Here is a 20,763-nt window from a genome sequence, read left to right as displayed (position 1 = left end):
GGTCAGCGCGGCGGCCCGTAGCCGGGCGGCGGAGGACCCTGTGGAGGCCCGTAGCCGGGTGGCGGTCCCTGCGGAGGGAACTGCTGCGGTGGGTGATACCCGCCCTGCGGGTGGCCGAACTGCGGCTGCGCGGCGGGCTTCAGCGCTTTGGTCACAGGCGGCAGGATCGCCGGCACTCCGACGATCAACGTGAGCACGGCCGCGATGAACGACTCGCTGGGCGCGCTCCAGTCGAGCTGCATGTAGTAGACGATGCGGCAGACGGCGGCGAGGATCGCCACCACGACAGATCCCGCGACGAGGAAGGCGCCCGGCAGCTTCCGCAACAGGATCAGCAATGCGCCGACCACGAGGGCCGCCGCCGTGATCAGGTCCAGCACGTTGCCCGCGATGCTGAGCGGCGTGAGCAGATCGCCGTTGCCGCCGACCTTCGCGAGTCGGATCGCGATGCCTTCCGGGTCGACTTCGTGCATGTCCTCGGTGAGCAGTTCCTTCACCCCGAGGATTGCCCAGAACAGGGCTACCCCGAGCGCGCCGACGGCGACGATGATCGCCATCACGAAGCTGCCGCCCCTGGGCTGCTGAGGCGGCGGAGGGCCCCACTGCTGCTGTGGTGGTTGGTTCTGCTGCCAACCCTGATTCGGCATCACGACAGCAACCTAGCGGGTGCGCGGCGGGCCGTAGCCCTGCTGTGGCCCAGGACCGTACTGCTGCGGCATCTGTTGATGACCGTGGCCAGGCGGCGGTCCCCATCCCGGCTGCTGCGGCGCGGTCTGGCGAACCTTGAAGTGGGCGGCCAGCGGAGGCGACCAGGTGATCCCGGCCGCGATCAGCACACCGACCAGCGCGGCCAGCAGCTCGCCGTCGAACGCGCCGTCGATCGACCTCAGCAGGAACGCGATCAGGTACAGCGCGGCGGCGGCTCCCACGACGAACCTGCTCGCGGCCACACCGATCGCGACCATCAGGGCGCCCACGAGCAACGTCAGCGCACCGATCGCGAGCGTGCCGCCCACGGCGATGCGCAGGAAGTCGCCCTTGTCGATGCCGGCGAGCAGGCGGTCGACGGCCTTGACGACAACGCCGCCACTGCACGCCAGCGCGAGGACCCCGACCACCACGACGAGGCCGATGCGCATGCCCTTGTTGTCCGGCGGAGGTCCCTGGAACTGTCCTGGCTGGGGCGGAAAGCCCTGGTTCGGCATCACACCGAGCAACCTAGCGCTGACGCAGCGCTTCCCGCTGGAAGACGAGGTTCGCGTTCTTCAGGTCACTGTCGAGCAGCTCGTCGTACATGCGCTCACCGGTCAGCACCCGCAGCAGGAACGCCGTCACGAACGCCCGGCCGAGCTTCTGCGAGCCCCGCTCGCCCCGGCCGTCGAGCATGAGCTCGCTCCAGTGCCGGCCCTCGGTGAACCCGAGGTGCGAGGCCTTGGGCAGCAGCCGGAACTGCACCGGACCGCCCCAGGCCTGCGCGATCGCCTCGGAGTGCCCGACGGGTGGCGCGATGCGGTCCTCGCCGGCCGCGAGGTGCAGGCCCGGCACCCGGACCGAGCGCGCGGCGTCCAGCGCCGAGGGACGCGTCTCCGTTGCGGCCAACGTCACAACGGCTCGAACCCGTGAGGCCTCCGAAGCCGCCAGCACGGCCGCGCCGCCGCCCATCGAGTGGCCCGCCAGCGCCACCCGTGCGGGATCCACGCTGATCTCGCCGGAGCCCAGCCGCACGCCGGTGCAGATGTCCAAAGTGGTCAGGAGGTTCGCCGCCAGCACGCGTGACGACAGCAGCGGTCCGCGTTCCACGGCAGGCGCGGCGGCGACCACGCCCCAGGACGCCAGGTGGCGCAAAAGCCCGTGGTAGCGGCGAACGGGCTGCATCCAGCCGTGTCCGAACGCGACGGCGGGCAGACCCAGGCCGGCGGACGGCGTGAAGATCACTCCCGGCAGGCCGACGAGCGCCAGGTCGCCGCGCAGCACCTCGTGCGGGCCGGGCCTGCTGAGCTGCTCCAGAGCCTGTTTCGCGGTCAGCGTGATCACGCGGCGAGCCATGTGCTGAACCGTAGTCGATCCTGTCGCGCACACCACACCCGAGATTGGTCTACACCACATGAGGCTTTGACCTGCGCAAACGGAGCGCCCTCACTCATTAGGGTTAGCGGCGTGGTCTAGCTACCCTGTTTCCCGTGTGCGGAATCGTGGGATACGTGGGTCACCAGTCGGCGCTCGACGTCGTGCTGGACGGGCTGAGGCGGCTCGAGTACCGGGGTTACGACTCGGCAGGCGTCGCGGTCGTCACAGGTGAAGAACTCGCCGTCGAACGCAAAGCGGGGCGGCTGCAGAACCTGGAGACGAGGCTCGACGAGGTGGGCCGCGACAACTTCGCGGGCACCGTCGGCATGGGCCACACGCGGTGGGCGACGCACGGCGCGCCGATCGACCGCAACTCGCACCCGCATCGCGACGCGACGAACCGCGTCGCCGTGGTGCACAACGGCATCATCGAGAACTTCCTGGCGTTGCGCGCCGAGCTCGAGGGTCTCGGCGTCGAGATGACGTCCGACACCGACACCGAGACGGTCGCGCACCTCGTGTCCTTCGCCTACAACGACGGCGACACGAAGGGCGACCTGGTCGCCAGCGTGCGCAAGATCGTGAACCGCCTCGAGGGCGCGTTCACGCTCGTCTTCACGCACGCCGACGAGCCGGACACGGTCGTCGCCGCGCGCCGCAACTCCCCGCTGGTCGTCGGCGTCGGTGAGAACGAGTACTTCGTCGCGAGCGACGTCGCCGCGTTCATCGCGCACACCAAGGAAGCCGTCGAGCTGGGCCAGGACCAGATGGTCGTGCTGACCCGCGACGGGTACGAGGTCACCGACTTCGCCGGCGAGCCCGCCGAGGCCAAGCCGTTCACGGTCAACTGGGACCTCAGCGCCGCCGAGAAGGGCGGCCACGAGTACTTCATGCTCAAGGAGATCGAGGAGCAGCCGGAGGCGCTGGCGAACACGCTGCGCGGCCACTTCGCGAACGGCCGGATCGTCCTCGACGAGCAGCGACTGTCCGACCAGGACCTGCGTGACGTCGACAAGGTCTTCGTCATCGCCTGTGGTTCCGCCTACCACTCCGGTCTCGTCGCGAAGTACGCGATCGAGCACTGGACCCGCCTGCCCGTCGAGGTCGAGCTGGCCTCCGAGTTCCGCTACCGCGACCCGGTGCTCGACCGCGACACGCTCGTCGTCGCCGTGTCGCAGTCCGGCGAGACCGCGGACACGCTGGAGGCCGTGCGCCACGCCCGTGCGCAGAAGGCCCGGGTTCTGGCCGTCTGCAACACGAACGGCGCGCAGATCCCGCGTGAGTCCGACGCCGTGCTCTACACGCACGCCGGCCCGGAGATCGGTGTCGCGTCGACGAAGGCGTTCCTCGCGCAGATCGCCGCGAACTACCTGGTGGGTCTGGCCCTGGCGCAGGCCCGCGGCACCAAGTACCCGGACGAGGTCGCCCGCGAGTTCCACGAGCTGGAGGCCATGCCCGAGGCCGTGCGGCGCGTGCTCGGCACCATCGACCAGGTCAAGGCGCTGGGCCGCGAGCTCGCCGACTCGAAGGCCGTGCTGTTCCTCGGCCGCCACGTCGGCTACCCGGTGGCCCTGGAGGGCGCGCTCAAGCTCAAGGAGCTCGCCTACATGCACGCCGAGGGCTTCGCGGCCGGCGAGCTCAAGCACGGCCCGATCGCGCTGATCGAGAAGGACCTCCCGGTCGTCGTGGTCATGCCCTCGCCGAAGGGCCGCGCCGTCCTGCACTCGAAGCTGGTGTCGAACATCAGCGAGATCCAGGCCCGTGGCGCCCGCACGATCGTGATCGCGGAGGAGGGCGACGAGACGGTCCGTCCGTTCGCCGACCACCTGATCGAGATCCCGGCCGTCCCGACGCTGCTGCAGCCGCTCATCTCGACGATCCCGTTGCAGGTGCTGGCCGCCGAGATCGCGTCCGCCCGCGGCTACGACGTGGACAAGCCTCGCAACCTGGCGAAGTCCGTTACCGTCGAGTGAGTGAGAGGCGTCTGGCACACCGAACGCGTCAAGTCCGCTGAAGAAGAGCTCATGGCGGTGGTACCGCCGGGCTCGTTGATGCGAAAAGCCGCGTTCGGTGTGGCCACCCACGCCCTCAGGCTCTTGCAGGGCCGCCGCCGTGTCACGTTGCTCGTGGGTGCGGGCAACAACGGCGGCGACGCCCTGTGGGCCGGCTACTTCCTGCGCCGCCGCGGTGTCGCGGTCTCCGCCGTGCTGCTCAACCCGGCCAAGGCCCACACCGAAGGGCTGCAAGCCTTCCGTCGTGCCGGCGGCCGGATCGTCGACGAGGTCGGCAACCCCGACCTGGTGATCGACGGCATCGTCGGCCTGTCCGCACGTGGTCCGCTCCGTCCGGACGCCGCCGCTCTGGTCGAGACCGTGACGGCTCCGATCCTGGCCGTGGACCTGCCCAGCGGTATCGACCCGGACACCGGTGAGATCTCCGGACCGCACGTCTCGGCGCACACCACGGTGACGTTCGGCTGCCTGAAGCCGGTGCACGCGCTGGCCGACTGCGGCGAGGTGCACCTGGTCGACATCGGTTTGCGGCCAACGGATCCGGACTTCGTGCTGCTGGACCGGGCGGACATCGCCTGGCCGGTGCCGGGGCCGTCCGACGACAAGTACACCCAGGGCGTCACGGGTGTGGCGGCGGGCAGCGCCACTTATCCAGGCGCCGCAGTGCTTTCCACCGGCGCCGCCGTGCTGGCCACGTCGGGCATGGTCCGGTACGCCGGTCCCGCCGCCGACGCGATCCGGGCGCGGTGGCCCGAGACGATCTGCACGGGTTCGATCACGGACGCGGGCCGCGTGCAGGCCTGGGTGGTCGGTCCCGGCATGGGAACGGGAAGCTCCTCCGCCGAGGTGCTGCGGTTCGTGCTGGACGCCGGGGTGCCGGTGATCGCCGACGCGGACGCGATCACGTTGCTCGCCCAGCACCCGGAACTGTGGGACGCCCGCGATCCTGACGCTCCGCTGGTCCTCACACCGCACGACAGGGAGTTCGAACGGCTGGCCGGGCCGGTGGGCGCGGATCGCGTTGCGGCGGCGCGCAAGGCCGCTCAGCGCTTCAACGCCGTGGTGCTGCTGAAGGGCCATCGGACCGTGGTGGCGGCTCCGGACGGACGGGCGCTGGTCAACTCGGCGACGTCGTCGTGGCCCGCGACGGCGGGTTCAGGCGACGTCCTGTCGGGCATCATCGGTGCGCTGCTGGCCGGGGGTGTGGACCCGTTCCTGGCTGCGGGACACGCGGCCTATCTGCACGTTCTGGCGGCGGAGTTGGGGGCCGACGGTGCGCCTGTGCCCGCTTCGGGGCTGATGAGCGCGATTCCGGACGCGATCAGAAAGCTCTGAGCGCTCGCTCACACCTGGTGAGCTGCGAACTCATGGCACGATGAACAGGTTATGGCCCGTTCAGAAGTGGTAGTCGACCTCGGTGCGTTGCGGCACAACGTCGCACTGCTAGCCGGTCTTGCTCCGTCCTCGGAGACCATGGCCGTCGTCAAGGCGGACGGCTACGGCCACGGCGCGGTCGAGGTGGCGCGAGCGGCCCTGGAAGCCGGCGCAAGCTGGCTCGGCTCGTGCTCCACGCAGGAAGCCCTGGCGTTGCGCCAAGCAGGCATCCGCGCACCGATCCTGGCCTGGCTCGACGCCCCGGACGAGGACCTGGCCGCCGGCATCGCGGCCGATGTGGACCTGTCGGTGTCGTCGCTCTCCGACCTGCGCCGGGTCGAACAGGCCGCCGAGGAGGCGGACGCCCGCCCGCGGCTGCACCTGAAGATCGACACCGGCCTGAGCCGCAACGGCTGCCAGCCGCAGGACTGGCCGGAACTCGTCGAGCAGGCCAAGAAGCACGAGGTCGTCGCCATCTGGTCGCACCTCGCCTGCGCGGACGAGATCGGCCACCCGTCGGTCGACCTGCAGGCCAAGCGGTTCGACGACGCGTACGAGGTCGCCAAGTCGCACGGGCTCAACCCGTTGCGGCACATCGCGAACTCCGCGGCTTTGCTGACCAGGCCCGACCTGCACTTCGACATCGTCAGGCCCGGCATCGCGATCTACGGGCTGAACCCCGTGCCGACCGACCACGACCTCAGGCCGGTCATGAGCTACCGGTCGCACGTGGCGCTCACGAAACGTATCCCCGCCGGCGAGTCGGTCTCCTACGGGATGACATGGACCGCGCAGAAGGACACGACGCTGGCACTGGTGCCGGCCGGGTACGCGGACGGCGTTCCGAGGGCACTCTCCGGCCGGATGGAGGTGCTCCTGGACGGGAAGCGCCGCCCGGTGGTCGGGCGTGTCTGCATGGACCAGATCGTCGTGGACTGCGGAGACGACCCGATCGACGAGGGTGCGGAAGTTGTCCTGTTCGGCGACGGGCGCCGGGGGGAGCCGACTGCGACGGAGTGGGCGGAGCTGACCGGGACGATCGACTACGAGATCGTCTGCGGGATGTACCGGCCGCGGGTGCGGAGGATCTACACGTGAAGCCGGTGTGGAAGGTCGTCGGGTGGGTCAGCGGTGCGCTAGGTGCCGCCGTCGCCGGTGCTGCCGTCGCGCAGACCGCGAAGGTGTCGCACGAACGCAAGAAGGCCATCGACAGCCTTGCTGACGAGCCGTTAGGCCAGCTGCGGCCCGATCGCGAGTCGACCGTGGCCGCGGACGACGGCGTGCCGATCTCCGTCGAGGAGGTCGACCCCGGTGACGGTGGCGAGGCCGACATCACCGTCGTGCTGGTGCACGGGTTCGCGCTGGACCGCCGCTGCTGGCACTTCCAGCGCCGGGACCTCGAAGAACTGATCGACCCGCGCGTCCACCAGGTGCTCTACGACCAGCGCTCGCACGGCCGGTCGGGGCGGTCCTCGGTGGAGAACAGCACCATCGACCAGCTCGCGCTCGACCTCGACTCGGTGATCCGCTCGGTCGTGCCGGACGGGCCGCTCGTGCTCGTCGGCCACTCGATGGGCGGCATGACGATCATGGCGCTCGCCGAGAAGGAGCCCGAGCTCTTCGCGGAACGGGTGCGCGGCGTCGCGTTGATCGGCACGGCCGCCGGTGCGGTGGGCGGCGCGGGGCTGCCGAAGTCCGTGCTGTCGCGGTACAACCCGGTGACGCTGGGCGTCGGCCGTCTCGCGGGCCTGCAGCCGGGCCTCGTCGAGTGGGTGCGCAAGGGCACGAAAAGCCTGACGTGGAGCGGAATCCGGGCGTTGGCGTTCGGTGACCGCAAGGTGGCTCCGTCCCTTGTGGACCTGATGGAGAAGATGATCAACGGGACGACGGTGAAGGTGCTCACCGAGTTCCTGGAGACCCTCGGCACGCACGACCGCTACAAGGCGCTCGCGGGCCTGCGGCACTGCGAGGTGCTGATCCTGAGCGGTGACGCGGACAAGCTCACGCCTTTCTCGCACGCCGAGCGGATGGCCGAGGAGATGCCGCACGCCACCCTCGTCCGGGCCCCCGGTGCCGGGCACATGGTGATGATGGAGCAGGCTGATCTGGTCAACGACCACCTGGTCGCGCTCGTCGAACGCTGCGCGGCCGATCGCGGAGAGAGTCGGAAGAAGTGGTGGCGGCGAGCGTGAAGACCGTCGAACTGCCCCTGGTGGAGGACACCGAGGAGTTCGGCCGCAAGCTGGGTGAAGTCGTGCGAGCGGGCGATCTGCTGCTGCTCGCGGGGCCGTTGGGCGCCGGGAAGACGGCACTGGTGCGCGGACTCGCGCGCGGCCTCGGCGTGCAGGGCCGGGTGTCCTCGCCGACGTTCGTCATCGCCCGCGTCCACGAGCCCGCGGAGGGTGGCCGTGGCGTGCCGCTGGTGCACGTCGACGCATACCGGCTCGGGGGTCACCTGGACGAGCTAGACGATCTTGATTTGGACACGGACCTGGTCGACGCCGTGGTGGCGATCGAATGGGGCGAGGGCGTCGCGGAACGCCTGAGCGAAGATCATCTGCTCATCCGCCTCGAGCGCGGAATCGACGACGTTCGCACAGCTCAGCTGATCCCGCACGGCGAGTGGAGCTCACGTGCCCTGCCTGTGTGACGATGTGTAACGCATGGGGTGACGTCCATTAAGGACAGAGCGTGACGGGCCGATGACATCCGCATGATCAAGAAGACGCTTCTCGCGACCGCTGTCATCGGTGGAGCCATGCTCGCCGCCGCCGCGCCTGCTTCCGCGGGTGACGAGGGCCGCTCCGGCGGTATCAGCGTCGCTGACAACCTGTGCGCCGCCCCGTGGCAGTGGAACGGCCCGTTCTCGCTGCTGCACGAGGGCCACGCGCCCGGCTACGCCGCGTGCAACGACAACCACGCCGGCGGTGGCTCGGACATCTCCATCGCCAACAACGCCTGCCTGCTGCCGTGGCAGTGGAACGGCCCGCTGGAGATCTTCACGGTCGACCACGCGCCGTCCTACGTCGCCTGCAACGGCAACTCGGCTGGCTGATAGAGGGGCGTCGTGGGTGGCTGAACGAGCCCATCAGCCACCCACGGCAGTCCTGTTAGGACAACTCCCGCTTGAGCACTTTGCCCATCTCGTTGCGCGGCAAGGCTTCCAGGTAACGCACCACCCGCGGCCTCTTGTGCGGCGACAGCAGTCGAGCAACGTGGTCGCTGAGCGCTGACGGTTCCGGCGCTTCGCCCGCCGGCACCACCCAGGCCACGATCCGCTCGCCCAGGTCGTCGTCCGGCTCGCCGGTCACCGCCACCTCGGCCACCGCCGGGTGCTCCAGCAGGGCGTTCTCGATCTCGCCCGCGCCGATCTTGTAGCCACCGCTCTTGATGAGGTCCGTGGCCCGCCGCCCGACGATGCGGAGGTAGCCGTCGGGATCGCGCACCGCCATGTCGCCGGTCCTGAACCACCCGTCGCGGAACGCTTCTGCCGTCGCGTCAGGACGGTTCAGGTACTCCAGGAACAGGTTCGGCCCGCGCACCTCGATCTCGCCGATCGCACCGGTGCCGACGTCGTCGCCCTGCTCGTCGACCACCCGCACGTCGACGCCGTCCACCGGCAACCCGACCGCGCCGGGCCTGCGGTCCCCGTCGAACCTCACGCTGACGTTCATCAGCGTCTCGCTCATCCCGTACCGCTCGACGATGCCCTGCCCGGTCGCCTTCGCGATCCGCTCGTGGTCGCTCGCCGGCAACGCCGCCGATCCCGAGACCAGCAACCGCGCCGGCCGGAACCGGTCCGCGAGCGTGCTGTCGTTCTCGACGGCCTCGGCGATCCGGTGGTACATCGTCGGGACGCCGAACATCATCGTGGCGCCGGTCGCGAACTCACCGCCGATGGCTTCCGGCGAGAACTTCACGTGCCGCACCGAACCGCCCAGTCGCAGCGCACCGAGGATGCCGATCCCCAAGCCGTGGACGTGGAACAACGGCAGCCCGTGCACCAGCACGTCGTCGCTCGTCCACTGCCACGCCTTCGCCAGCGCGTCGATGTTCGAGGTCAACGACCGGCGCGGCAGCACCACACCTTTGGGTGGCCCGGTCGTGCCCGAGGTGTAGATGACCAGCGCGGGTGTCTCGGGTCCAGGCTCGTCGAACGTTCCCGGCTCGTCGAACATGATCGGTTCGTCGCGAAGAACCAGGTCAGGCTGGCTGTCGCCGAGGATGTGCTCCAGCTCGCGCTCGCCGATCTTGGGGTTGAGCGGCACGATCGCCACTCCCGCGAGCAGTCCCGCGACGACCGAGACACACGTTTCAAGCGTGGAGGTCGCCCAGACGGCGACGCGGGTGTGACCGCGCAACCGTTCGGCCAGAGTGCCCGCGGCCCGGTGCAGCTCGGCGTAGGTCAGGGACTTCTCACCGAAGCGCAGGGCCTCGCGGTAACTCGGTTCAGCGAACATGAATCCAGGGTCGTACCCATCCCTTGAGGACGCATCGGAAGTGTGGTCTGCCACACGTACTACTCTGGACAATCGTGCTAGTGCTCGCCGTCGACACGGCCACCCCCGCAGTCACCGCCGGTGTGGTCGAACTCGCGCCCGACTCCCCGCCGCGCCTGCTCGCGAAGCGGGTGACGCTCAACGCCAAGGCGCACGGCGAGCTGCTCACCCCGCACATCAGCGACTCGCTCGAAGAGGCCGGCAAGACGTTCGCCGACCTCGACGCGATCGTCGTCGGCGCTGGTCCCGGGCCTTTCACCGGTCTGCGGGTCGGCCTGGCCACGGCCGCCGCGCTCGGCCAGGCGCTGAACCGCCCGGTCTACCCGGTCGCGACCACGGACGCCATCGCCAAGGACGCCGCCAGCGGCCACCCGCTGCTCGTGGCGACCGACGCGCGGCGCAAAGAGGTCTACTGGGCCGCGTACGACGCCGCCGGCCGCCGCACCGACGGTCCGCACGTCGAGCGCCCGCAGGACCTCGCCGAGAAGCTGCCGGCCCTGGGCGTGCACCACGCCACCGGCGAGGGTGCCGAGATCTACCAGGAGATCCTCGGCTTGGAGCTCCTCCAGGCGAAGCACCCGAGCCCGGAGGGCCTGGTCGCCGCCGCGGCCGCCCAGGTGCTCGCCAAGGCCCGCCCGGCCGCGCTCACCCCGCTCTACCTGCGCCGCCCGGACGCGGTCGAGCCCACCGGGCGCAAGCGGGTGACCAGGGCATGACCACCGGCACCGTCACGCTCGCGCCGCTGCAGCACGCCGACGTGCCCAGGTGCCACGAGATCGAGCTGGCGTTGTTCCCCGGTGACGACCCGTGGAGCGAGAACGCGTTCCACAGCGAGCTCGACAACGGCCACTACTACATCGGCGCGTACAGCGACGACGAGTTGATCGGGTACGCCGGGCTCGCCGCCAGCCCGTACGAGGCGAGCATCCACACGATCGCGGTCATCGGGCACTGGCAGGGCAGGGGCATCGGCAAGATGCTGCTCAAGGACCTGCTGACCCGCGTCGACGAGATCAACGTGCCGGTCTACCTCGAAGTCCGCACGGACAACGAGCCCGCGATCGGCATGTACCTGGCGCACGGCTTCGAACACCTCGGCGTGCGCCGCCGCTACTACCAGCCGTCGGGTGCCGACGCGTACACGATGGGAAGGCCAGCTCAAAGTGTCTGACCGTTTGATTCTCGGCATCGAGAGCTCGTGCGACGAGACGGGCTTCGGCATCGTCCGGCTCGGCCCGGACGGCTCACTCGAACTGCTCGCCGACGAGGTCGCCTCCAGCGTCGAGGAACACGCCCGCTTCGGTGGCGTCGTGCCCGAGGTCGCCTCCCGCGCGCACCTCGAAGCGCTGGTCCCGACCATGCGCCGCGCGCTCGACGCCGCGAAGGTCGAGCTCTCGCAGATCCACTCGATCGCCGTCACGGCCGGACCGGGTCTCGCCGGCGCGCTGCTGGTCGGCGTGTCCGCCGCGAAGGCGTACGCGGCCGCGCTCGGCAAGCCGCTCTACGGCGTGAACCACCTGGCCGGCCACGTCGCCGCGGACACGTTGCAGCACGGCCCGTTGCCGCAGCGCTGCCTGGCGTTGCTGGTCTCCGGCGGCCACTCCCAGCTGCTGCTGGTCGAGGGCGGTCTGGCGAACTCGATCACCGAGATCGGGTCCACTGTGGACGACGCGGCCGGCGAGGCGTACGACAAGGTCGCCCGGCTGCTCGACCTGCCCTACCCCGGTGGCCCGCCCATCGACAAGCTCGCCAAGCAGGGCAACGGATGCGCGATCGCGTTCCCGCGCGGCCTCACCGGCCCGCGCGACGCGAAGTACGACTTCTCGTTCTCCGGCTTGAAGACCTCGGTCGCCCGCTGGGTCGAGCGCGCCGAACGAGCCGGCGAGGAGATCCCGCTGGCCGACGTCGCCGCGTCGTTCCAGGAGGCCGTCGCGGACGTGCTGACCGCCAAGGCGATCCGCGCCGCGAAGGACCTCGACGTCGACACCCTGGTCATTTCCGGTGGTGTGGCGGCGAACTCGCGGCTGAGCGGGCTGGCCGCCGAACGTTGTGCCGAAGCGGGCATCGAGCTCCGCGTGCCGCGGCCCAGGTTGTGCACCGACAACGGCGCGATGATCGCGGCACTTGGCGCCCACCTCGTTGCGGCAGGCGCCAAGCCGTCTCCGATGGACATCTCGACCACGCCGGGCCTTCCGGTCAGCACGGTCCAGATTCTTTAGACGCGCTGAAGCCCGGGGTTCCGGTCCTCGATCACGAAGCTAGCCTTCGTGGTCACCGGAGCTCCGGGCTTCTGCACGTAGTCCAAGCCGCGGAAGTCCGCCCGCACCTCACGCGCGGTGAACTTCGTCCGCACGTACCCGCGCCGGTTGTTGAAGTACTTCACGTGCGGGTTCTCCGCGAGGATCGCCGGCGTCTCCGGACGTTCCTCCGAACCGTCGCCACCGGACGTGATCGACGTCGACACCAGCTCGGTGCCGATCGTCCGCGATGTCGGGTCGTTCCAGCGTTCCTTGATGTCCGCACCCCACGCGGCGTGCACGTCACCGGTCAGCACCACCGTGTTGCGGGTGTGGCGGAACCCGGCGACGACACGGTCGCGGTTCGCCGCGTAGCCGTCCCAGGCGTCCATGTTGTTGCGCTCGCCCGCACCCGGCGTGAAGTCCAGCTGCGAGAAGAACACCTGCTGGCCCAACACATCCCAACGCGCGCGCGAATGACGCATGCCGTCCAGCAACCACTTCTCCTGCTCCGCGCCGGTGATCGAGCGCGTCGGGTTCAGCCGCTCGGGGCACGTCTTGAGCCCGTCACCACAAGCCTGGTCGTCGCGGTACTGCCGGGTGTCGAGCAGGTGGAAGTTCGCCAGCCCGCCCCACTGGATCCGGCGGTACAGCTGGAGATCGATGCCGTCGGGCTTGTTCCTGATCGGCATGTTCTCGTAGTAGGCCTGGAAAGCGGCCTCGCGGCGCTTCAGGAAGTTCGGCTGCGGGATCTCCGGCTTCTCGTAGATCTCGTCGGCCCAGTTGTTGTCGATCTCGTGGTCGTCCCACACGACCGACCACGGCGCCACGGCATGCGCTTCCTGCAGGTCGAGATCGGACTTGTACTGCGCGTGCCGCTGCCTGTAGTTGGCGAGCGTCTCGGTCTCCGGGCCCTCGTGGTCACGCGGGTTGCCGCCCGGCGCCACGTAGACGCCCTTCTTGTACTCGTACTGGTAGTCGCCGAGGTGCAGCACCAGGTCCGGCTGGTCCTCTGCCATCCGCCGATACGCGGTGAAGTAGCCGTGCTCGAACTGCGAGCAGGACGCGAACGCCATCGTGAGCCCGCTGCCCACCGCCCACGGCGCCAGCGCCGTCCGAGTGCGGCCCGTACGAGAGAGATGGCCTTCGGCGGAGAAGCGGTAGAAGTACTCGCGACCAGGCAGAAGACCGCGCACGTCCACGTGCACGCTGTGGCCTTCTTCTGGCCGTGCGTAGGCCTTGCCGCGTCGAACGACGAGCCGGAACCGCTCGTCCAGTGCGATCTCCCACTTCACCTCGACGACGCGGGACGGCATGCCGCCCATGCCGTCCTCCGCGAGAGGGGTGGGTGCCAGGCGGGTCCACAGGACCACGCTGTCGTAGGTCGGGTCGCCGGAAGCGACGCCGAGAGTGAACGGGTCGGTGAGCTTTGCCGACCCCGCGCCGACGGTGGTGAGCGCAAGTCCCCCGATGAGGAGTGCGCGTCGCGTCACTCGAGTCATGGTGAGACCCTCACCCACCAGGGTGGATATCAGGTGAACGCTTCCCCTAAAGCCTGTGAAGCCCTGGGACGCGGTCCTCCACTGCGAACGACGCCTTGGTGCGGACGGGCGAACCCGGCCGCGTCACGTAGTCCACCCCGCGGAAGTCCGTGCGCAGCTCATCAGGCGTGAAATGGGCCAGCGTGTACCCGCGCCGGTTGTTGAAGTACTTCACGTGCGGGTTCTCGCGCAGCCACAGCGGTGTGTCGCCGTACTCCTCCGACCCGTCGCCACCGGACGTGATCGACGTGGTCACCAGCTCGGTCGCCAAGGTCTTCGACGACGGGTCGTCCCACCGTTGCTTGACCTCCGCACCCCACGCCGCGTGCACGTCACCGGTGAGCACGATCGGATTGCGCACATCGGCGAAGGCCGCCACCACTCGGTCGCGGTCGGCGACGTAGCCGTCCCACGCGTCCAGCAGGAACTTGTCCACGTCGCCGGGGATGTAGTCGTACTGCGAGAAGAACACCTGCTGGCCGAGGACGTCCCAGCGCGCCGGTGCCTCGCGGAACCCGTTGAACAGCCACGCCTCCTGGTCGGCGCCGAGCATCGTGCGTTCCGGAGCGAGCCGTTCCGGGCAGAGCTGCAACCCGTCCCCGCAGGCCTGATCCGTCCGGTACTGCCGGGTGTCGAGCATGTGGAAGTTGGCCAGCGCGCCCCACCGGATCCGCCGGTACAGCCTTGGTGACCTGCGGATGGGCATGTTCTCGTAGTAGGCCTGGAACGCCGCGGCGCGGCGCTTCAGGAAGTCCGGCTGCGGCTTGTCCGGCAGCTCGCCCGCCCAGTTGTTGTCGATCTCGTGGTCGTCCCAGACCACCGACCACGGCGCGACGGCGTGCGCGGCCTGCAGGTCGAGGTCGGCCTTGTACTGGGCGTGCCGCTGGCGGTAGTTCGCGAGCGTCACCGTCGTCGGTCCCTCGACGCGGCGGATGTTGCCCTGCGGTGCGACGTGGATGCCGCTCTCGTACTCGTACGTGTAGTCGCCGAGGTGCAGCACCAGGTCCGGCTCGTCCTCCGCGAGCCTGCGGTACGCCGTGAAGTAGCCGTGCTCGTACTGCGCGCACGACGCGAAGGCCATGGTCAGCGGTACGTGCAGCGCGGACTGGATGGGCGCGGTGCGCGTGCGACCGGTCCGGGACAGGTGGTTGAGCGCCTTGAAGCGGTAGAAGTACTCGCGGCCGGGTTCGAGTCCGAAGAGCTCGACGTGGACGCTGTGGCCTTCCTCCGGTCGAGCCCAGGTCGAGCTCTGCTGGACCACGTTCGTGAACTTCTCGTCGTGGGCGACCTGCCAGAGGACCTCGATCGGGCGGTTCGGCATGCCTCCGAGACCGTCTTCGGCGAGTGGTTCGGGGGCCAGTCGCGTCCACAACACCACTCCGTCGGGTGTCGGGTCTCCTGAGGCCACACCGAGTGTGAAAGGGTCTGTCGGCCGGGCGGATGCAGCGGCCGAGAACGCTGTGACTCCCGCCACGCCGGCGAGCAGCAGCGTGCGGCGGGTCAAGGTGGGCATGCCCTGAATACGGCTCCCACCCGGTGAACGGTTCGGGGGTCTCGTTGAAGCGTTGGCACTCTCGTGGGTAGAGTGCTAGCTGCACGGCACCAGCACCGCCCCGACCCCCGCGACGGCGGGGTGGCAGGAGCCGTAACAACGAAACCTGCCAACGACCCGTGGAGGTCATCCCGGTGAGCGTGAACATCAAGCCGCTCGAGGACAAGATCGTCGTTCAGGCCTCCGAGGCCGAGACGACCACTGCCTCCGGCCTCGTGATCCCGGACACCGCGAAGGAGAAGCCCCAGGAGGGCAAGGTCCTCGCGGTCGGCCCCGGCCGCATCGACGACAAGGGCAACCGCATTCCGGTCGACGTTGCCGTCGGCGACGTCGTCATCTACTCGAAGTACGGCGGCACCGAGGTCAAGTACAACGGCGAGGAGTACCTCATCCTCTCCGCTCGCGACGTGCTGGCCGTCGTCAACTAAGACGACAGTCATGCCTGACGCCCCGGCGCCCCATCCGGGGCTACCGGGGCGTTTCGCTACCCAGAGAGGCTTTGAGTTAAATGCCCAAGCAGATCAGCTTCGACGAGGACGCTCGTCGGGCGCTCGAGCGCGGCGTGAACAAGCTCGCGGACACGGTCAAGGTCACCCTTGGGCCGCGCGGGCGCCACGTCGTCCTCGACAAGAAGTTCGGTGGCCCGACGGTCACGAACGACGGTGTGACCATCGCTCGTGAGATCGAGCTGGACGACGCGTTCGAGAACCTCGGCGCGCAGCTCGCCAAGTCGGTCGCCACCAAGACCAACGACGTCGCGGGTGACGGCACCACCACCGCCACCGTGCTGGCGCAGGCGCTGGTCAAGGAAGGCCTGCGCAACATCGCCGCGGGTGCGAACCCGACCGCGCTCGGCCGTGGCATCCAGGCCGCCTCCGACGCCGTCGTGGACGCGCTCAAGGGCAAGGCCACCCCGGTCAAGGGCCGCGACAACATCGCCCAGGTCGGCACCGTCTCCTCGCGGGACGAGTCGATCGGCGCGCTGCTGGGCGAGGCCATCGAGCGGGTCGGCGAGGACGGCGTGATCACCGTCGAGGAGTCCTCGACGCTCGCCACCGAGCTGGCCATCACCGAGGGTGTGCAGTTCGACAAGGGCTACGTGTCGACGCACTTCTCGACCGACCTCGAGGCGCAGGAGGCCGTCTACGAAGACGTCCGCATCCTGCTGCACCGCGAGAAGATCTCGGCCCTGGCCGACGTCCTCCCGATCCTCGAGAAGGTCGCGGAGTCCGGCAAGCCGCTGCTGATCGTCGCCGAGGACGTCGAGGGCGAGGCCCTGTCCACGCTGGTGGTCAACGCCGTCCGCAAGACCCTGAAGGTCGTCGCCGTGAAGGCGCCGTTCTTCGGTGACCGCCGCAAGGCGTTCCTGGACGACCTCGCGGTCGTCACCGGTGGCGAGGTCATCTCCTCGGAGATCGGCCTGAAGCTGTCCGAGACCACGCTCGACCAGCTGGGCTCCGCCCGTCGCGTCGTCGTGACCAAGGACGACACCACGATCGTGGACGGCGGCGGCACCAAGGCCGACATCGCCGGCCGCGCGGAGCAGCTGCGCCGCGAGATCGAGGCCACGGACTCCGACTGGGACCGCGAGAAGCTCCAGGAGCGCCTCGCGAAGCTCTCCGGCGGCATCGCCGTGATCAAGGTCGGCGCCGCCACCGAGACCGAGCTCAAGGAGCGCAAGCACCGCATCGAGGACGCGGTCGCCGCTACCAAGGCCGCGGTCGAGGAGGGCATCGTGCCCGGCGGTGGTTCCGCGCTGGTCCACGCCTCCAAGGTGCTGGACGGCGGCCTGGGCCTGACCGGTGACGAGGCCACGGGTGTCGCGCTCGTCGCGAAGGCCCTGTCCGCGCCGCTGTTCTGGATCGCCGCGAACGCCGGCCTCGAAGGCGCCGTCGTGGTGAACAAGGTCCGCGAGGGTGACTGGGGCTTCGGCATCAACGCCGCCAAGCTCGAGTTCGGTGACCTGCTGGAGCAGGGCATCATCGACCCGGTCAAGGTCACGCGTTCCGCTGTCGCCAACGCCGCCTCCATCGCGCGCATGGTGCTCACGACCGAGAGCGCCATCGTCGAGAAGAAGGCGGACGAGCCTGCCTCCGCCGGTGGCCACGGCCACGGCCACGGGCACGGCCACTGAGTTAAAGCCATGAGGGTGACATTCATGGACCTCAGGTCCATGAATGTCACCCTCATGGCATTTTGTGCCTAAACGATTGCGAGCTGGCGCTTGCGCGCCTTGATGATGTGGTCGCGCTCCGATTCCGAGAGCCCGCCCCAAATTCCATACGGTTCCTGCACGGCGAGCGCGTGTTTGCGGCACATCTCCAGCACCGGGCAGGCGAGGCAGACTGCCTTGGCTCGAGCTTCCCGGCGGGATCTCGCCGGACCCCGTTCGCCGTCCGGGTGGAAGAAGAACGCGCTGTCCATACCCCGGCACGAACCGCGCATCTGCCAGTCCCACAAGTCTGCGTTGGGACCGGGGAGCCTTCGGGTGTCCGCCATCGAGACCGCCTCCGTGACGACTGCTCCATTCGGCTTAACGATGATCCACCGTAGAACCGCGTCAAAACTTGTTCAAGAGGCTGAAGACCCTTATCAACTGATGGGTGACGGCACGCGTGTTCGATCACTCACCGCCCGGAGTTGCCGCCCGGATGAGGTGAACGGAACATGGCTCTCGTGATGACACATCCGGAGCACAGATCTGCCGGTGGTCACACGAGTGAGCCCCTTCTCTCAGTGGCCGCGGTGGCCAGGCGACTCGGCGTGGCTCCGGCCACCCTGCGCACCTGGGACCGCCGCTACGGGCTCGGGCCGAGCGGTCACACCATCGGGCGGCACCGCAAATACGGGCCACGCGACGTAGCCCGCCTGGAATTGATGCAGCGCGCTCTTCTTCGTGGCGCGTCGTCGGCCGAAGCGGCCAGATTCGCTTTGGACTCGAAATCTTCGATGACCCACGGAGAGGTGCCCGTCGCACCAACGGGTGGTCGTGGATTGAAGATGCCCGGAGCGTCTCGATTGGCGCGTGGGCTCGGCCGGGCGGCGGTCGCGATGGACTCCATCGCCGTGCAGGGGATGCTCGCCGACTCGCTGGCCTCCGACGGGGTGATCGCGACCTGGAACGAGGTCGTGCGGCCGGCCCTCACCGCCGTTGCCGCGCGGTGGCAGCTGTCCGGTGCCGGCGTCGAGGTGGAGCACCTTCTCAACGAGTGCGTGCTTGCAGCGTTCGTGCGCGCGACGCCGCTGGTCACTCTCGGGCGCAACCATCGGCCTGTGTTGCTGGCGTGCATGCCGGAGGAGAGGCACAACCTTCCGCTCTACCCGTTGGCTGCCGAGCTGGCTCATCGCGGTGTGGTCGTCAGGCAGCTCGGGGCGGCGCTGCCTCTCGACGCTCTGGCCGCTGCTGTGCGCCGGACCGCTCCTTCGGCGGTGGTGCTGTGGGCGCAGTTGCCGCGGTACGCCGATCCGGGGGTGATCGCCGCGCTGCCCCGCACCCGGCAGCAGGTTCGGGTGTTCGTGGGCGGGCCGGGGTGGCGGCGGGGTGTGGTCACCGCTCCTGCCGAACGCGTGGAGGACCTCGCTGACGCTGTCGCCGCCGTCGAGGCCGCGGTCACCTGACAGACTTCGCCGGTGGAAGAGGAGCTGCGCCGAGCCGCCTTCGGTGACTCACCCGATCGCGACGTCTGGTCCGCGCTGTCGTCCTCCAGTTCGCGGGTGCGCTGGCTCGCCGCCGTCGTCCTCGGCGGTCAGGGGCACTACGCGGCCGCGGCCACCGTGCTGGATGCGCTCCGTCACGACCCCGACCCGGTGATCGCGTCGTTGGCGCTGTCGACTCGGGCATCGCACCACCGCCAGCTCGGGGCTCATCACCTCGCCCGCGCGCTCGACGGCGCCGCCCTTGCGCGCGTTCGGACCACCGGCGGTGGCGATCCGGACGGGATCGACGCGGACGGTGCCCGAACGGATGCTCTGCTCGGTCTCGCCGCCGATTCGCTGGGTGCTCAACGCCTCGACGAGGCCCGCAGGTTGCTCGCACGAGTTGAGACGGCCTCGTGGAGGAGTGACGTCCGGAAGGGATGGGTAACCGCTGAGGTTGAGCTCGCCTCCGGTCAGGCGCACGCCGCGGTGGCCCCCGCAGAGGAGGCGTACGGCGTAGCGACGAGCAGAAAGGCCCTTCGCCACGAGCTCAAGTCGGCCCTCGTTCTGGGGACCTCGTTGGTCGTGTGGGGGACACCCGACGGGTCGACAAGAGGGGTTGAACTGGTCGAGTGTGAGCTAAATCACAGTGTCACGAAGGGGCTTCATCCGTTGATCTGGCCGAGCGCTCTTGTCCTGGTGGGTCATGCCACCACGGTGGGCGCAACCGCCATCGACCGGGCGACGAAGGCTCTGAGCTGCGTGTTACGGAGAGCTGATCCCGTCAGCCGTCAGGTCGCTCTTGATTCCCCGTGGGTGCCGAGTGGGCTGCTCCGTTCCGGGGAACCCCCGAACGCAGACCCTCAGGCGAACTTCTTGACGGATTAAGCACCGGATCGTGTCAAGGTTGGGCCACGAGCGTCCGATAGGGGAGATGGAACGTCACTCGGCTGCAGGAAAGGAGTCCCCGTGACCACGGTCCTTATTTGCGACGACCGGCGCAGTGTGCGGGAGGGTCTCACCCGCGTGATGTCGGCTGTCCCCGGGGTTAGCCGCATCGACTGCGTAGCGCACGGTGACGAGTTGTTGGCTCGCTTTTCAAGGCAGCCGGTCGACGTTGTGCTGGTGGGAACCCAGCGCGCCGTCCCGACCGGGGTTGAAGCTACCCGTCGGCTCGTCTCCGCAAATCCGCAGGCAAACGTCATCGTGTTCGGAGCACCTGACGACGCCGGCAGCATCGCCGCCGCGATCGCCGGTGGTGCTCGCGGCTACCTGAGGTGGGACGCGTCGCGTCCCGAGCTTGTGGCAGCCCTCGCGCACACGCTCGCCAGCACCTCGGTGCCGGCACCGCGCCAGCCCTCCGACCCCGGCGTGCAGCTCACGGAGCGCGAGCTCCAGGTGCTGCGCGGCATGAGCCAGGGCAAGAGCAACGGCCAGATCGGCCGTGAGCTCTACCTGTCGGAGGACACGGTGAAGACGCACGCCCGTCGTCTCTTCCGCAAGCTCGGTGTTCGTGACCGCGCTCAGGCGGTCGCACACGGCTTCCGGCGCGGTCTCGTCCAGTAGTTCGCGACCTCGCCGCACCGGCCCCGCGTCCTCATATGCCGCATGTGGGGAAGCGGGGCCGGTGGCGTGAGACGGCTCACCTGCCCAGCGGGTGGTCCTTCAGGTCGCGCAATTAGCCCAGCCCGGTGACAATGTCGCCGGGCTGCAGCCGTTCGGGCGTGTCGGCTGGTCACAGGGGGTGTCCATACCCCACTGATGAACAGACGGCGCGAAGACCGGTACGGTGAGTGCTGCTGCAACGAGTCGCCGTGAGTGACTCGTGCTGTTTCATGTCGGTAC

Annotated in this window: 21 protein-coding genes; 14 read left to right on the top strand and 7 right to left on the bottom strand. The window is 69.2% G+C overall.

Annotated elements, in window-relative coordinates:
* Positions 1 to 2: 2 nt before the first annotated feature.
* Genes LFM09_RS30920 through LFM09_RS30910 form a run of 3 tightly spaced genes read right to left on the bottom strand, consistent with a single transcriptional unit; the run spans position 3 to position 2,046 of the window.
* Complete coding sequence (locus LFM09_RS30920; RefSeq protein WP_414100096.1) at positions 3 to 650, bottom strand: hypothetical protein; 648 nt, start codon at positions 648 to 650, stop codon at positions 3 to 5.
* A gap of 9 nt (positions 651 to 659) precedes the next feature.
* Positions 660 to 1,208 (bottom strand): hypothetical protein, encoded by a 549-nt coding sequence (locus tag LFM09_RS30915; RefSeq protein WP_414100095.1) that lies wholly within the window; start codon positions 1,206 to 1,208, stop codon positions 660 to 662.
* Positions 1,209 to 1,218: 10 nt separating this feature from the next.
* Entirely contained in the window at positions 1,219 to 2,046 is an 828-nt protein-coding gene (locus LFM09_RS30910) for a dienelactone hydrolase family protein (RefSeq protein ID WP_414100094.1), read from the bottom strand.
* Positions 2,047 to 2,180: 134 nt separating this feature from the next.
* On the opposite strand from LFM09_RS30910, the gene glmS reads away from it, so the two are divergent.
* From glmS to LFM09_RS30880, 6 genes are all read left to right on the top strand, one after another.
* Positions 2,181 to 4,040: a glutamine--fructose-6-phosphate transaminase (isomerizing) gene (glmS, locus tag LFM09_RS30905; protein WP_414100093.1), complete on the top strand. Its 1,860-nt coding sequence runs from the start codon at positions 2,181 to 2,183 to the stop codon at positions 4,038 to 4,040.
* On the top strand, positions 4,041 to 5,414 hold the full coding sequence (locus LFM09_RS30900; RefSeq protein ID WP_414100092.1) for an NAD(P)H-hydrate dehydratase: 1,374 nt from the start codon (positions 4,041 to 4,043) through the stop codon (positions 5,412 to 5,414). It abuts the gene before it with no gap.
* A 51-nt stretch (positions 5,415 to 5,465) separates the two neighbouring features.
* A complete protein-coding gene (alr, locus tag LFM09_RS30895; RefSeq protein ID WP_414100091.1) occupies positions 5,466 to 6,551 on the top strand; it encodes an alanine racemase in 1,086 nt (361 codons plus the stop codon).
* Complete coding sequence (locus LFM09_RS30890) at positions 6,548 to 7,645, top strand: alpha/beta fold hydrolase (protein ID WP_414100090.1); 1,098 nt, start codon at positions 6,548 to 6,550, stop codon at positions 7,643 to 7,645. Before alr ends, LFM09_RS30890 begins: the two co-directional genes overlap by 4 nt.
* Positions 7,642 to 8,103 carry a tRNA (adenosine(37)-N6)-threonylcarbamoyltransferase complex ATPase subunit type 1 TsaE gene (gene tsaE, locus LFM09_RS30885; protein ID WP_414100089.1) on the top strand — a complete coding sequence of 154 codons (462 nt, stop codon included), beginning with the start codon at positions 7,642 to 7,644 and terminating at the stop codon, positions 8,101 to 8,103. Before LFM09_RS30890 ends, tsaE begins: the two co-directional genes overlap by 4 nt.
* Positions 8,104 to 8,166: 63 nt before the next feature.
* On the top strand, positions 8,167 to 8,508 hold the full coding sequence (locus LFM09_RS30880) for a hypothetical protein (RefSeq protein ID WP_414100088.1): 342 nt from the start codon (positions 8,167 to 8,169) through the stop codon (positions 8,506 to 8,508).
* 55 nt (positions 8,509 to 8,563) lie between these two features.
* On the opposite strand, the gene LFM09_RS30875 is transcribed toward LFM09_RS30880, so the two are convergent.
* A complete protein-coding gene (locus tag LFM09_RS30875; protein WP_414100087.1) occupies positions 8,564 to 9,913 on the bottom strand; it encodes an acyl-CoA synthetase in 1,350 nt (449 codons plus the stop codon).
* A gap of 74 nt (positions 9,914 to 9,987) precedes the next feature.
* Between LFM09_RS30875 and tsaB the strand changes: the two genes are divergently transcribed.
* Genes tsaB through tsaD form a run of 3 tightly spaced genes read left to right on the top strand, consistent with a single transcriptional unit; the run spans position 9,988 to position 12,171 of the window.
* Complete coding sequence (tsaB, locus tag LFM09_RS30870; RefSeq protein ID WP_414100086.1) at positions 9,988 to 10,668, top strand: tRNA (adenosine(37)-N6)-threonylcarbamoyltransferase complex dimerization subunit type 1 TsaB; 681 nt, start codon at positions 9,988 to 9,990, stop codon at positions 10,666 to 10,668.
* Complete coding sequence (gene rimI, locus LFM09_RS30865) at positions 10,665 to 11,123, top strand: ribosomal protein S18-alanine N-acetyltransferase (RefSeq protein WP_414100085.1); 459 nt, start codon at positions 10,665 to 10,667, stop codon at positions 11,121 to 11,123. The genes tsaB and rimI overlap by 4 nt, the downstream gene beginning before the upstream one ends.
* Positions 11,116 to 12,171 carry a tRNA (adenosine(37)-N6)-threonylcarbamoyltransferase complex transferase subunit TsaD gene (gene tsaD, locus LFM09_RS30860; RefSeq protein WP_414100084.1) on the top strand — a complete coding sequence of 352 codons (1,056 nt, stop codon included), beginning with the start codon at positions 11,116 to 11,118 and terminating at the stop codon, positions 12,169 to 12,171. Before rimI ends, tsaD begins: the two co-directional genes overlap by 8 nt.
* Here tsaD and LFM09_RS30855 read toward each other — a convergent pair.
* Together LFM09_RS30855 and LFM09_RS30850 are read right to left on the bottom strand one after the other, a co-directional pair.
* Complete coding sequence (locus LFM09_RS30855) at positions 12,168 to 13,691, bottom strand: alkaline phosphatase D family protein (protein WP_414100083.1); 1,524 nt, start codon at positions 13,689 to 13,691, stop codon at positions 12,168 to 12,170. The genes tsaD and LFM09_RS30855 overlap by 4 nt on opposite strands.
* A 46-nt stretch (positions 13,692 to 13,737) precedes the next feature.
* Positions 13,738 to 15,243, bottom strand: coding sequence for an alkaline phosphatase D family protein (locus LFM09_RS30850; RefSeq protein ID WP_414100082.1), 1,506 nt, complete (start codon positions 15,241 to 15,243; stop codon positions 13,738 to 13,740).
* 173 nt (positions 15,244 to 15,416) lie between these two features.
* Here LFM09_RS30850 and groES point away from each other — a divergent pair, with 173 nt between their 5' ends.
* Together groES and groL are read left to right on the top strand one after the other, a co-directional pair.
* On the top strand, positions 15,417 to 15,710 hold the full coding sequence (gene groES, locus LFM09_RS30845; RefSeq protein WP_030471993.1) for a co-chaperone GroES: 294 nt from the start codon (positions 15,417 to 15,419) through the stop codon (positions 15,708 to 15,710).
* Between the two features lie 80 nt (positions 15,711 to 15,790).
* Entirely contained in the window at positions 15,791 to 17,416 is a 1,626-nt protein-coding gene (groL, locus tag LFM09_RS30840; RefSeq protein WP_414100081.1) for a chaperonin GroEL, read from the top strand.
* A gap of 68 nt (positions 17,417 to 17,484) precedes the next feature.
* On the opposite strand, the gene LFM09_RS30835 is transcribed toward groL, so the two are convergent.
* Complete coding sequence (locus LFM09_RS30835; protein WP_112262300.1) at positions 17,485 to 17,781, bottom strand: WhiB family transcriptional regulator; 297 nt, start codon at positions 17,779 to 17,781, stop codon at positions 17,485 to 17,487.
* Between the two features lie 180 nt (positions 17,782 to 17,961).
* Between LFM09_RS30835 and LFM09_RS30830 the strand changes: the two genes are divergently transcribed.
* The 3 genes from LFM09_RS30830 to LFM09_RS30820 all read left to right on the top strand — a co-directional run bounded on the left by LFM09_RS30830 (position 17,962) and on the right by LFM09_RS30820 (position 20,484).
* A complete protein-coding gene (locus tag LFM09_RS30830; protein WP_414100133.1) occupies positions 17,962 to 18,900 on the top strand; it encodes a MerR family transcriptional regulator in 939 nt (312 codons plus the stop codon).
* A gap of 12 nt (positions 18,901 to 18,912) precedes the next feature.
* Entirely contained in the window at positions 18,913 to 19,806 is an 894-nt protein-coding gene (locus LFM09_RS30825; protein WP_414100080.1) for a hypothetical protein, read from the top strand.
* A gap of 81 nt (positions 19,807 to 19,887) precedes the next feature.
* Complete coding sequence (locus LFM09_RS30820; RefSeq protein ID WP_030471988.1) at positions 19,888 to 20,484, top strand: response regulator transcription factor; 597 nt, start codon at positions 19,888 to 19,890, stop codon at positions 20,482 to 20,484.
* The last annotated feature ends 279 nt before the right edge of the window (positions 20,485 to 20,763 follow it).

The organism is Lentzea alba (assembly GCF_047445655.1).
Lineage (GTDB): Bacteria > Actinomycetota > Actinomycetes > Mycobacteriales > Pseudonocardiaceae > Lentzea > Lentzea alba_A.
This window is presented reverse-complemented; position numbering and strand designations above follow the sequence as displayed.